Annotated in this window: 12 protein-coding genes; 8 read left to right on the forward strand and 4 right to left on the reverse strand. The window is 43.1% G+C overall.

Annotation, left to right across the window (positions count from 1 at the left end; all coding sequences use genetic code 11):
* The first annotated feature begins 18 nt into the window (after window positions 1-18).
* Genes ACFVTB_RS09485 through ACFVTB_RS09505 form a run of 5 tightly spaced genes read left to right on the forward strand, consistent with a single transcriptional unit; the run spans window position 19 to window position 3,619 of the window.
* Window positions 19-543: a hypothetical protein gene (locus tag ACFVTB_RS09485; RefSeq protein WP_387747782.1), complete on the forward strand. Its 525-nt coding sequence runs from the start codon at window positions 19-21 to the stop codon at window positions 541-543.
* Window positions 531-1,247, forward strand: coding sequence for a cytochrome c biogenesis CcdA family protein (locus ACFVTB_RS09490; protein WP_387747784.1), 717 nt, complete (start codon window positions 531-533; stop codon window positions 1,245-1,247). The genes ACFVTB_RS09485 and ACFVTB_RS09490 overlap by 13 nt, the downstream gene beginning before the upstream one ends.
* A 15-nt stretch (window positions 1,248-1,262) precedes the next feature.
* Window positions 1,263-1,823 (forward strand): TlpA disulfide reductase family protein, encoded by a 561-nt coding sequence (locus tag ACFVTB_RS09495; RefSeq protein ID WP_387747786.1) that lies wholly within the window; start codon window positions 1,263-1,265, stop codon window positions 1,821-1,823.
* A 22-nt stretch (window positions 1,824-1,845) separates the two neighbouring features.
* The gene (locus ACFVTB_RS09500; protein WP_387747788.1) at window positions 1,846-2,535 is read left to right on the forward strand and encodes a response regulator transcription factor; all 690 of its coding nucleotides are present in this window, start codon (window positions 1,846-1,848) and stop codon (window positions 2,533-2,535) included.
* 40 nt (window positions 2,536-2,575) lie between these two features.
* Window positions 2,576-3,619 (forward strand): sensor histidine kinase, encoded by a 1,044-nt coding sequence (locus ACFVTB_RS09505; protein WP_387747790.1) that lies wholly within the window; start codon window positions 2,576-2,578, stop codon window positions 3,617-3,619.
* A 134-nt stretch (window positions 3,620-3,753) separates the two neighbouring features.
* Here the strand turns inward: ACFVTB_RS09505 and ACFVTB_RS09510 are convergent, their stop codons facing one another.
* Both ACFVTB_RS09510 and ACFVTB_RS09515 read right to left on the reverse strand, forming a co-directional pair.
* Window positions 3,754-4,725 carry a proline dehydrogenase family protein gene (locus ACFVTB_RS09510; RefSeq protein ID WP_387747792.1) on the reverse strand — a complete coding sequence of 324 codons (972 nt, stop codon included), beginning with the start codon at window positions 4,723-4,725 and terminating at the stop codon, window positions 3,754-3,756.
* 78 nt (window positions 4,726-4,803) lie between these two features.
* Complete coding sequence (locus ACFVTB_RS09515) at window positions 4,804-5,610, reverse strand: AraC family transcriptional regulator (protein WP_387747794.1); 807 nt, start codon at window positions 5,608-5,610, stop codon at window positions 4,804-4,806.
* Between the two features lie 662 nt (window positions 5,611-6,272).
* Between ACFVTB_RS09515 and ACFVTB_RS09520 the strand changes: the two genes are divergently transcribed.
* Window positions 6,273-6,650 carry a pentapeptide repeat-containing protein gene (locus ACFVTB_RS09520; RefSeq protein WP_387747796.1) on the forward strand — a complete coding sequence of 126 codons (378 nt, stop codon included), beginning with the start codon at window positions 6,273-6,275 and terminating at the stop codon, window positions 6,648-6,650.
* A gap of 331 nt (window positions 6,651-6,981) precedes the next feature.
* Window positions 6,982-7,593, forward strand: coding sequence for a HEAT repeat domain-containing protein (locus ACFVTB_RS09525; protein ID WP_387747798.1), 612 nt, complete (start codon window positions 6,982-6,984; stop codon window positions 7,591-7,593).
* 177 nt (window positions 7,594-7,770) lie between these two features.
* Here the strand turns inward: ACFVTB_RS09525 and ACFVTB_RS09530 are convergent, their stop codons facing one another.
* Window positions 7,771-9,525, reverse strand: coding sequence for a methyl-accepting chemotaxis protein (locus tag ACFVTB_RS09530; protein WP_387747800.1), 1,755 nt, complete (start codon window positions 9,523-9,525; stop codon window positions 7,771-7,773).
* A 216-nt stretch (window positions 9,526-9,741) separates the two neighbouring features.
* Window positions 9,742-10,596 carry a DNA-primase RepB domain-containing protein gene (locus ACFVTB_RS09535; RefSeq protein WP_387747802.1) on the reverse strand — a complete coding sequence of 285 codons (855 nt, stop codon included), beginning with the start codon at window positions 10,594-10,596 and terminating at the stop codon, window positions 9,742-9,744.
* A gap of 510 nt (window positions 10,597-11,106) precedes the next feature.
* On the opposite strand from ACFVTB_RS09535, the gene ACFVTB_RS09540 reads away from it, so the two are divergent.
* A complete protein-coding gene (locus tag ACFVTB_RS09540) occupies window positions 11,107-11,760 on the forward strand; it encodes a M48 family metallopeptidase (protein WP_387747804.1) in 654 nt (217 codons plus the stop codon).
* Window positions 11,761-12,088: the final 328 nt, after the last annotated feature.

Raw genomic sequence — 12,088 nt, forward strand, 5'->3', positions numbered from 1 at the left:
TCAAGGAGGGAGAGAGTCTTGCAGGAAGTAATTGTTATGGGACCATTGATCATTAAGGTGAATTGGATTTATATCGCGATCTCCGTGCTGGCAGCCTACGTACTGATGAAGCACCGATTGCTTGAGAAAGATGAAATAGGGAACCGCATTATGGATGATTTAGTGCATGCAGGGATCATGGCGTTAATTATCTGGAAATTCAGCTTAATACTATTTAATCCAGTGGATGTTATTAAGAATCCCTATGCTCTTCTTTATTTTACTGGGGGAGATCGTGGGGTTTGGTTATCGGTAATATGCGCTCTCGGCTTTATTTACTATCAGTCTCGTAAACAAAGGCTTGCTATCACGATGTATGCGGAAGCTGCAGCAGTTGGCTTCGTCGCTTATTATGCTGTCTATTCATCTATGAAACTCACAGAACATACGCATGTTCTCACACTCGATCTCGTTCGAATAGGGTGTGCCTTCATGTTGCTTATCGGGTTGTTGAGAAAGAATGATGACATAAAGAAAGGAGAGTTTGCGATATGGAAAGTATGACGATTTTTTTTGCTTTAACGGCAGGAATACTATCCTTTTTCTCGCCGTGCGTGTTTCCGTTGCTGCCAGCTTATATAGCTAATTTGACAGGTTCTCATGTGGATGGGGGAAAGATGGCTGTTTCCAAAACCGTGCTAATGACGCGTTCCATTAGTTTCATTATTGGATTCAGTTGCGTGTTTGTAGCGATGGGTGCATCAGCCAGCATGGTGGGACAGTTTTTCGCCGAAAACCGATCATTATTGGAAAAAATCAGTGGAATGCTCGTCATCGTATTTGGTTTGCAGACGGCAAATATAATCAATTTACGGTTTTTGATGTTTCAAAAACAGTGGGAAGTCAAATCGACTCATCAGAAGAAAAGCTGGCATTCCTTTGTGATGGGACTAGCATTTGGCTCGGGGTGGACGCCCTGTGTCGGGTTGGCGCTGTCTTCTATTCTGTTATTGGCCGGATCGTCAGAAACGATGTACAGCGGGTTGCTCTTGCTGATGGTCTACTCGCTTGGATTAGGGATTCCGTTTCTGCTTATTTCCATTCTTATCACGTATTCGTTGGATGTGTTCAAGCGAGTGAATAAGCTATTGCCCCGGTTGTCTCTGCTGAACGGCTGGATTCTGATCGGGATGGGCGTGTTGTTATTTACGGGACAAATGCAGAAGATTAGCGCCTGGCTAGCTTCTTACCAACTATTCAACTTGTAGGGAAGGATGATGAGTATGACGACGATGAGAAGAAACTTGATTACTATCCTGGTACTGCTAGCACTTGTCACATGGGGGATATATGAAGCAGTGATCGAAAAGGAGGGCCGGCAATTACCACAGAGCGTGGATGACGGGCAGCAAATTGGGCTCGCACAAGGGAATGTGGCCCCTGACTTCGAATTGAAAACGTTGGACGGGGAGGTTGTCAAACTGTCCGATTTTCGCGGGAAAAGGGTTATAGTGAATATGTGGGCAACGTGGTGCCCGCCTTGTAGAGCCGAAATGCCGGATATGCAAAAGTTTTACGACACTTATAAGGATGATCGGGTGGCAGTTCTAGCGGTAAATATGACGGAGTCGGAGAAGAGTGTTGGTCAGGTGCCCTCATTTTTGGACGAATATGGGATCACGTTTCCGGTTATATTAGACGAAAAAAGCGAGGTTGCCAACTTATACCAAGTGAGGTCACTTCCGACAAGCTATATGATTGACTCAGACGGTGTAATTCAGCAAAAGATAATCGGTCCAATGAACAATGAAATGATGACAAAAATGGTGTTGAAGATGCGTTAAGCTAAGGTTGGAGGTTGTCGCTATGCCTGTAAATGAAATGACTATTTTAGTTGTGGAAGACGACGTTAAGATTCGCAAGTTGATTACTTTATATTTGGAGAAGGAAGGATATGAAGTTTATGAGGCGCAGGACGGGGAAACGGCTTTAAATGCTTTTAGAATGTATGATCCTTGTCTGGTCATTCTGGATTTAATGTTACCGAAAATAAGCGGTGCGGAAGTTTGCCATACCATTCGTGCAGAAATGAAGGAAGAAGTGCCTATCGTTATGTTAACCGCTAGAGTGGAGGAGCAGGATCGTATTAATGGGCTGAGAATGGGCGCCGACGATTATATTACCAAGCCGTTCAGCCCAGGTGAACTGGTTGCCCGTGTGGAAACGGTCTTGCGTAGAACGGGCAATCGATGCGGAAAATTGACGTACAGAGGATTGACGATTCGGTCACAGCGCGGAGAAGTTCATTATCGCGGCAAACCGATTCAATTGACGCAGCATGAATTTCGTTTATTACATTTTCTGATGAGACATCCTAATCAAATTTTAACAAGAGAACAAATGATTGATGAGCTGTATCCGTATAACGAAAAAGTAGTAATTGAAAGGACGATAGATGTTCATATTGGAAAATTGAGAGAAAAGATAGCTTATGATGGCGATCATGAATTAATTGAAACGATTCGGGGGAAGGGGTATCGTTTTGTGGCTTATTAAGAACCGTCCTGTGCATGTAAGTATGCTATGGAAGTTAATTATGATCAATGGTGTGGTCATCGGTATAGCGATTTGGCTGGCGGGTGTTTCTGTGAAAGATTACGCCTGTGTACTGTTTACGCAATATCCTTCTGTGAACGCCGAAGAGAGCGCCTTCTTTGCTCAAACGATGCAAGGATTTCTATTGAAAGCAAGCATTTGGGCAGTTGTGGTGGCGGGAATAATTCATTATTTTTTTGTCAAAAGATTGCTGTATCCTCTTGAAATGCTAGGCAAATCGACTAAGCAGATGGCTCAAGGAGAAGCGCCGGAACCATTGCCGATCCATCATCAAGATGAGATTGGGCAGTTAACTGCCGACTTTAACTATTTAAGTAAGAAATTAAGGCAAGTAGAGGAATCGCGAAAAATGATGGTTTCTGATATTGCCCATGAGCTTCGCACACCGCTCACCAATATGAACGGTTATTTGGAAGCGTTGAGCACGGGTACGATTCAAAGCAGCTCTGAGCTCTTTCAATCCCTTCATGAAGAATCATTGCGGATTACCCGCTTAGTTGAACAGCTCCACCAATTAAATGTATGGCAGTCCAAGAAGCTCTCCGAAGATACGCAAATAGGATCGCTTTCAATTGATAAAGTAATGGCAACCTGCAGAGACAACTTCGCGCTGGAAATGAGAGCGAGAGAGATGGTTTCCGAATGGAACTTTGAAGCAGCAATTGTAGCGGGAGATGAGGATGGGCTAACGCGAGCAATGATGAACCTGTTGACGAACGCAATGCGATATGATCTAGGTGGATGGGTGAAAGTGGAAGGAAGAGTTGTTGGTTCTTTCTATGAAGTTACTGTAATAAATACGGGTCAACCGATTCCAGAAGAACAGGCGGCCCTTGTTTTTGAACGATTTTATCGTTTGGACGGTTCGCGTAATAGCGAAACAGGCGGTTCAGGATTAGGATTGTCCTTAGTGAGGGAAATTATTGAACAGCATCATGGACAAGTAGGGTTGCGATCCCAGGGAAATACGCATTATTTTTGGTTTACTGTGCCGGTCCTAACCGGTTCAAAGCATGATTCGTAGCGATGAACTGCGGTTTGCACTATCGGGGTTCGACTCCATACATATCAAAAGGGACTGGCTATTGTGCCAGTCCCTTTTGATATGTATGGAGATGCCCAGAGGGGGCGAACCCGGGTTCAGTTTTAGGATAAGCGCTACATATAATCCATAACAGGATCAACCGGTTTATCCGACGCGATGTCGATAACTGCTTGATATAAATTTGGAGGATACTCTGCGATTCTGTGGCATAAATACAAATACCACTCATGGCCATAGGTTAGATAGATGCGAACGGGATAGCCTGCCTTTTTCAGCTTGCTGCTCAAATCCGGCCGAATCCCGTATAACATTTCGAATTCTACCTCTGGCTTCTGAGCCCATCCCCGATTGATCACCTCATTTACGATGCGCTCATCATGGGTAGCTATTGATACGCGATGCCCCTTATCGATGGATTGCTCCAAGAGTTGTAAATAGCGCTCATTTAGAGCGTCTGAACGTGAAATAGCCAGATGTTCCGACTCTTGATATGCTCCCTTCACAAGGCGTAATCGTCTAGGACTAGCCTGTAGGTCATTCATGTACTGAGTTGTGCGGTGTAGCTGTGCCTGCAATGTGATGCCAATATTCGGATAGATGGCTGCCGCACGCTCATAGATCGCAAGGATCGCTTCCGCCTTGGCGGATTCCTCCATACTTATATATAATTCGATACCAGTCCGCTGGGTCTGTTCCGCCAAGGCGGCCAACTGCTTGAATGCCAACGCGTCGTCTACCGATAGACCGATGTGGGAAAGGTCAAACGACACGCGAGCCGCTATTCCGCGCTCATTCAGATTCTGAATGAGCTGCTTCATTTCCAGTGCCGCTGCTTCACAAGACTGGACATCTGTCGCGTTTTCTCCAATGTATTCTAAGGAAACCGCATAGCCCTTATTAACCAGCATCCGCCCAGCTTGAAGACCGGCTGCTCGATCATCTCCCGTCACATACTTTGCCGCAGCACGTTGCAGCATATGGTAAATGGACGGCGTCTGCTCGACATAAGCCTTCAAATCTACTCGCCGGGCAATGGATTTCATTGTTTCTGTAAATTGCTTTTCTAAATCATCTTTTGTCACCATATAGTAGTCCTCCTCTTATACTCTCATCCCAGTGTACAATCGAGACAAAAGAAGAGGATTGTATAAAATTGCTCTATTCTATATGGATATCGCGTAAGCTTGAGGTGTCGTACCTACTATTTTGGCAAAAGCTTTCGTAAAATGACTTTGATCATAGAAGCCGGTGTCAACGGCTATTTCGGCAATGGGCCGTCGTTTTTTCAGTTCAATCTTGGCATGATTGATGCGTAACAGATTCTGATACGCATGGGGAGGCAAATGCGTGCTTTTCTTAAATAATCGTATGAGATGATAACGGCTGGCGCCGGTCTCTTGCTCCAACTTTTCAAGCGTGATCCGATCCTTGAAATGTGCATGAATATATTCTTTAACTCGCTTGACGTACTTCTGCTCCAACGCGCCATACGGTTCATGCACAAGGTCGGAATCATGCTTAATTATGAGCATGTGCACGAGTTCGATTAACGAAGTTTCAATCTCCAGGGAAGATTCATTACGGGTAAGGGATTCCATGGTTTGATTGAATAGCTGGCTGCAAGTTTTGTTCTTCCCGTCCTCTAGTAGAAAAGGAATTTGAAGTCTGTGGACATGAGGCAATTCAATTTGTTCTAACCATTCCGGTTTAATGAACAACATTTTGTATTTCCAATTGGCATTCGCAGCAGGCTGACAAGCATGGAGCATGTGCGGCGGAAAGTTGATCATTCTTCCCGATTCTACACGCCATAACAAGCCTTCGCACCACGCCTGCGTTTCACCTTCATCTATTAATCCGATTGAGAGTTCCTCATGAAAATGTTTCTGATACGCTAAGTCGCTTTTACGACATTGTTTTGCTTCTAAGAAAGGCAATGCCTCGTCTCGATAAAATGTTACATCAGCCATGTATCTGTAACCCTCCAATGTGAATCAACACATCTATTTTATCACAGGCACTTTAGGTAGAACATTTAGACAGGGCAAATAACAATCAGCGTTGATGCCGTATGCCTGAGGGTAAGTTGTGGTTTTGCACAGCCACGGTTCGCCTCCACCTATCTCACTAAAAACTATCAAAATATACTTAGTTAGTGGATTCTCATCAACAGTTTGGCTTAAAAAATAAAAAGACAGTTAGGGCACTTTAAAAGCCGTAACTGTCTTTTTATTTTTTTACATATGACAACATTACTAAGTTGTTGATTAAATTTAAGCAAAAGGCAGTTTAATACGATGCTTAAGGACCCTCCTGTGTTATTATTTGATTAACAAATATTAACTTTCTGGAGAATTAATTTGAGGAAGTTTCGCGGCAAAAAAAGATAATTCAAGAAAATATGGTCATTGGTCGAAAATTATCAGTTACATGAAATTTCGATTTTATAAAGTGGAACTGCGATCTTCCGAATACGTTCAGTGACCTCATAGATATGACACAATTATAATGTTGGTTATTATGAATCTGAGTTCGAGCGTGTGTATTACATATAATCAAAGCACCTCAAACACGCCGTATAAAGTTAAAAAATTTGAACTAGCGGGTGCATTGGTTCAATGGAGTGATAATAATGTACATCGAACGAGAAATAACGATTGAAGAACTCATAATCGAGTTGAGGAATGGCACCAGAAGTTTTCGTTCAATTGATGTCGTGAACTCAGGGGATCTTTCAAACTGGGATTTGCAAGGTGTCACCTTTGAAGAATGTTTTTTAACTGGTGTTGATTTCAAAAAGTGTAATTTAAAAAGTGCACGATTTATTACCACCAACCTTAAAACTTGTATATTTCAAGATGCAGAATTAACCGATGCTGAAATACGATACTGCTCAGTGGAATCAGTCGATTGGCGTGGCGCTGTTATAAACGGAACAGTGTTTGAAGGGAACAGTTCATACGGGCATATGCTAAGTAGGATAGACCTTGAACATATGGTGATTTGGTGAGTGGGTACGATTGAGATTGTTATTGAACTAGTGAGTCCAAAAAGACTCCGTGGCAGATAAGGTGAGAGGAAATGAACTACCAGCATTTCGAAGTTCTGGTTGAACGATTTAAGAATTAGGAATTCGGTATTCATGAACTTCAAAGTAGATTGAATACAACACTAATGCCCGATAAGCCTATACCTGAATTTTCAATCAGGCTTCACAACTTGGAGCTTATATTGTATACACAGTTAGAGTCGGAACATTTTAGATTGACGACGAAAGCATTGGATCATTTTCTTGCATTATTAAGGAAAAACTATTGAGCTAACGGAGTAAGGTGATTATTATGGATGACTTGTACAGGATAATACATGACCCCAATAAAGATATTTATCAGAAATTAGATGAGCAGGTAAACGAGTTCTGGCAATGGTCCAAATCGGTAAAGCATGAGCTTGAATGGGAAGCGTCATATCCGAACTGGACTATACTTAACACTATTTTTGATAGCCTAATCGGAACAACAGACCATAATGAATGGGATCAAAGAATAATTAATAACTTGCTTTTTATTATAGGGAGAGATAATGAATGTGAATTACTGATCCATAAACTTACAGAATTCCCCGTAAGCTTTATCTTTCTTGCTGAAAAAGGGATCAGTTATCCTGACCGCGATACAAAGTGGCAACTGGCTCATTATCTAACGGAATGCATATCCACCCATTATTCTGAAGCAGAACAGATTATTTATAGGTATTACGACGATGAAAACGAGTACGTCAAAAGACGTGCCCTTTTAGCATTAGGAATTATTAAATCAAATTACGCAGAAAAATGTGCGCTTAATTCATGGAATACAGGAATGGAATATCAAAGGATAGCTGCACTCCACGTTCTTGAGCAATTAGACTCTCCTCACTACCATAGACTCCAAAATTATAAAGATGAAAAATAGATCATTAAAACATCAACGAAGTTCGTTTAGTCAGGGGTTACTTGGTGGCTCCGTTTCGTTTTATTGAAGTAACGGGGGGGGGTTAGATGGTTCAGTTAACTAAGGATGCTCTACCATCAAAAAATCCACAACCTCATGAGGGTGTGGATTTTGCTTTTCAACGATAGCCGAAGCAGCCTACAACTTAAATTTCTGCACCGCTTCTTCCAGGCCGGTCGTCCTGGTCTCGAGCTGTTTGGTCGTATCGGCAATACGTTTCGTGGCCTCTAACTGATTGGCCGACATCGATTGGATCGCTGTCGCGCTGTCTGCAGCCATTATGGAGATTTGAGAGATTTGCTCGACAGATGCGGCGACTTCCTCGGAGCCGGCCGAAATCTCTTGAGCCGCCGCAGTAATATCCTGTATCTGGTCGTTGACGATTAGGAACCGATCAGCCGTATGGTTGAACAGCGACTCTACTTGATTGAACAGCTCTGTGCTTTTTGCCATTTCATCGCTTTCCTTCAGCATCCATGCTCCGATTTGTGTGGATTCTTGCTGGATTTGCTGGAGAAGCGAAGTAATATGCGCGGCAGAAACCGAGGAAGCTTCCGCTAGCTTACGCACTTCACCGGCAACGACGGCAAAACCGGAACCGTGCTCGCCTGCTCTAGCAGCTTCAATCGATGCATTAAGCGCAAGCAGCTTGGTGAGATCGGCAATGCTAGAAATGGATTGGAGGACAGGCTCGATCTCTAACATGTATGTATTCAGCGCTTGTACGGAGGTTGTTGTCTGCTTGATGACATGGGACATGAACACGACTTGCTCCCTCAATTCATTGATGGAGCTGCGTCCGTTCTCGACCGTATCCAATGCTTCGCCGGAAGCATTGGATACGTCGGCGGAAGCCGCGGATACCCGTTGGATGGCAAGCGTGATTTCCTCCATCGATTTTGCGCTATCTTCGGACGCGATACGTTGGTGTTGTGCGCCATCGGCTAGTTCTGTCATCGATTGCTCAAGCTGTTGGTTTAAGGAGACCAGCTGGTTTACTTCCAAGCTGAACTGCTCGGTGGAATGGACGAGATCATCCGTCGTTTCCGTAATATTGCCAAGAACATCTCCAAGAGTACCCCCCAGTCGCTCTAGCATCTTGTTCATGGCGGAGTATGCCTGTCCGATTTCATCGCTGGACTTGACGTTCTTAGAGAGCAGAAGCGTCTTCGCTTCTGCAAGATCGCCGCGAGCGATTGCCTCCGCACTGCCCACGATAAGACGCAAAGGCCGCAGTGAACGGGACATGAACCATGCGATCAGAATAAAGATAAGCAAGGTTAAGCTTCCCATCAGAATGAATAATGGGATGCTATCCTTCATGATCTGCTGATGAATCGTAGACGCAACAGATACATTGGTATCGATTCCCAGCGCTCCGATAATCGTTCCATCCGAGTCGCGGAAAGGCGCGTAGGAAGAAATATAATCCCCGTACATGGGGTTGCGGATGACGTCGGACTTCGACGTGCTCCCGCTCAGCAACGCACGAATTGATGCATGGGGCACATCGGTGACTTCCCCGATCGGCGATGCAGAATCCGATTCTTTCGGCTGGCCGTCAATGAGCAGAATAGGTTGCTCTTCGTCGTCGATCATAAAAGTGTATACATACTGCGCGCCAATCTGCGAGCGGAATTGATCCATCTCTGCGCGAATGCTCCAATACAAATCGTTTTCTTTTGGATCTTTCAGAAATTCTTTGTAGGCTTTCAAATCGAATCGTTGCGCGTAGGCTTCAGCTACGTGAATACTAAAGTTGCCGATCGTTTCATTGCTAGCCTTCTTGGTGTTCTGGATTTGCATGTAAATGAAAGTGGCGGACAAGATGATGAGTAACGCAAGAATACTAATGGATAATTTTACTGCCAGGTAGCTTTTAGGTTTTAACATGAAGCTGTTCCTCTCCCTAGGTGTCCTAGTTCCCTGAATGTTATTCGACAAAACCTTCCTAATTTCAAATGTTGTTCGATATTATTCTCCATTATTCTGCAATTTCCTTTGTTAGTTATCGACAAATATCCTCATATGTATAAACCCAACCGTGTAAGGCTGGGATTTTTTGTTTTAGATATAAGAGTCGCTGTTCTGAAGTTGATTTAATAAAAGCTATTTAATAGGGCCTAATGCCAGTGAATTAATAATTTCCTCTTGGGAGAAAGGCTTCTTTCTGCCCAGTTGCCTAATCCTTACCATGAAAGGGCTTTGAGGGTTTTTCATATGAAAAAAGCCGGGTATACGCATGACTCTGGATAAATTGGTTATCATGGGATCGGAGCTGAATTTTTTGGCTAAAGCTTTTTGAATAGGCACAAATTTGCTGACAGATCCGCCTTGAACAACCCAATAGATGTGATAACCGTTTTTCGTTTCAACGATCATCGTATCCTTAATTTGATTTCTATATTTTTTTATAAATGCATTCTTCAATTTTTTTACTCTCTGTTTTTTTCGCAGAGCTAGAAGATGGTAGCGGCCTTGTTTGTTCTTTTTAACGGTAATCGATTGAAACTGTTCGGTAGGATCGGCTTTAATGGATTCAATCATTTGTTTGACTTGTTCTTTTGTGTCTAAATGCACGGAAATCTTGTTTAGATCGACATCGATGAACTGCGCTCTAATTTTATTGAATTCACTAGACTTTGTTTCTCGATAATTGATTTCCATAAATACGGCATAGCCCCGTTTGTTTTGGCTGAGCACATGGATGTGTTTATTTCGTTTGGAGAAGAGTGTGAATTGAGGAGAGCTTTTTTCAAGCAGATTTAGAGGTTTATGAAGTGTCATCGCTGGGTGATTAGAAGAAGAGCTGAATCTTTTGTTTTGGTTTTTAGGGTCATGGACTAATATAAAATGCAGCTGTTCATTCTGTTTGCAGCCTAGTTTGTTTATAAAATGGTACGCGTGGCCGGAAAATCTTCGCAAAGTTCTGGAGTATCTTGTTGAACTTAAATATTGCGTCATTAACCACATCTCCTATATAGCATGGCATGTGTCATACCGTCGGTGCTTTTCTAAACAATCATATTCCGGCAAGGGGATACAAGTGTAAGTGCTAGTACCCATTTTTCGATGTTGGACGAATTCCGACGTTACAAAAAACACCTTACATACCGATAAATAGAACTACAGAAGATTTAGGAGGGATTCATATATTAGTCTACTTAATATTAGGTGTGGTGTTCATAGCCTTAGGCATTTTATTAGTTAAATTTGCAAAGAGCGAGAGATTGCTTCGAATGAACGGGGTTTATCATTATTCCATAGGAGTTGGCAAGGAAGAGAAAATTAAAAAGATGTTGATTCTTTTAAATAAAGTGGTAGGCGTAGGTTCTATTCTAATCGGTATATTACTAATCGTAGGAGCACAAGTTTTTAGCCTTTAGCCCCTAGTGAACTTGTACACACATCATCACCCGCCGAATTGTGGTTTTGCACAACAATCGAACCAGCTTATAAGCTATAATAGTCCTTATGAAGATTACACAAGGGCAACGAATCATCAATTTTCAAGTGGAGTACGGGCCTCGCAAGAAGCTGTCTATCCATGTCGATCCGACTGGATTGGTCACGGTGAAGGCACCTAACGGTACAAGCGAGGAGACGATTGTGCACGTCGTGCAACAGCATGGGGAGCGAATCTCGGCTCAACTCGATGCGATAGAGAAATCCCGCGATGCATCGTTCATTCGGGAATATGAGGATCAAGGCAGATTTCTGCACCTTGGCCGATATTACTCGCTGAAAGAGCTGATTGATACGACGGCGGAAAGTGAAGACGAGCTTCGGCAACGGCTGAAAAAATTTTATTTTGCCAGCTGTAAGAAAGTTGTATCGGAACGGATAAAAGGTTATCAGCGGCAGCTGAAGCTAACGCCGAAATCGATTGAAATCGTTGATTCCAGTAAGAAGTGGGGAAGCTGCAGCTCAAGCAAACAATTAGAGTTCAATTATCGACTTGCCATGGCCCCGATTGAAGTCATCGATTATGTGATCGTTCACGAGCTATGCCATCTTGCGCATATGAATCACGACCGCTCCTTCTGGCGATTGGTTGGCAGCGTCATGCCGGATTACAAAGAGAAGGAGGCCTTCCTAGCAAGGTATGGACAGGCCATGACACTATAACGGGATGAATTGACTTTTTGCCGTTTCATTAAGTATGATGTTAATAACTGGTTTTCATTATGAGAGGAGGCGATCGACGTGTTAAGTATATTTATTGCAAAATGCAACAATAGCATGAACCGTTTGATTCGGCCTTCAATCATAAGAAAGGCTTCTCCTCTACATGCAGTTGGCGACTAGCGTCATCTGTTCGTAGTAGCAGGGCTTATTCATGATTGTATTCTACACAGGCCGAGTGCCTGTGTTTTTTTGTTTCCGATGCGGCTAATAGAAAAGCTCCTATATTTTGGTGTAAAATTGGAATATATCCTTAAAAGGGGAGCGATCC

It is taken from the genome of Paenibacillus sp. NPDC058071 (assembly GCF_042885235.1).
Classification (GTDB): domain Bacteria; phylum Bacillota; class Bacilli; order Paenibacillales; family Paenibacillaceae; genus Pristimantibacillus.

Coding starts and splice junctions, on each gene's coding strand:
- ACFVTB_RS09535 (WP_387747802.1), bottom strand. CDS start 10,596: ATGACGCAATATTTAAGTTCAACAAGATACTCCAGAACTTTGCGAAGA.
- ACFVTB_RS09525 (WP_387747798.1), top strand. CDS start 6,982: ATGGATGACTTGTACAGGATAATACATGACCCCAATAAAGATATTTAT.
- ACFVTB_RS09510 (WP_387747792.1), bottom strand. CDS start 4,725: ATGGTGACAAAAGATGATTTAGAAAAGCAATTTACAGAAACAATGAAA.
- ACFVTB_RS09490 (WP_387747784.1), top strand. CDS start 531: ATGGAAAGTATGACGATTTTTTTTGCTTTAACGGCAGGAATACTATCC.
- ACFVTB_RS09540 (WP_387747804.1), top strand. CDS start 11,107: ATGAAGATTACACAAGGGCAACGAATCATCAATTTTCAAGTGGAGTAC.
- ACFVTB_RS09500 (WP_387747788.1), top strand. CDS start 1,846: ATGCCTGTAAATGAAATGACTATTTTAGTTGTGGAAGACGACGTTAAG.
- ACFVTB_RS09495 (WP_387747786.1), top strand. CDS start 1,263: ATGACGACGATGAGAAGAAACTTGATTACTATCCTGGTACTGCTAGCA.
- ACFVTB_RS09505 (WP_387747790.1), top strand. CDS start 2,576: ATGATCAATGGTGTGGTCATCGGTATAGCGATTTGGCTGGCGGGTGTT.
- ACFVTB_RS09515 (WP_387747794.1), bottom strand. CDS start 5,610: ATGGCTGATGTAACATTTTATCGAGACGAGGCATTGCCTTTCTTAGAA.
- ACFVTB_RS09520 (WP_387747796.1), top strand. CDS start 6,273: ATGTACATCGAACGAGAAATAACGATTGAAGAACTCATAATCGAGTTG.
- ACFVTB_RS09530 (WP_387747800.1), bottom strand. CDS start 9,525: ATGTTAAAACCTAAAAGCTACCTGGCAGTAAAATTATCCATTAGTATT.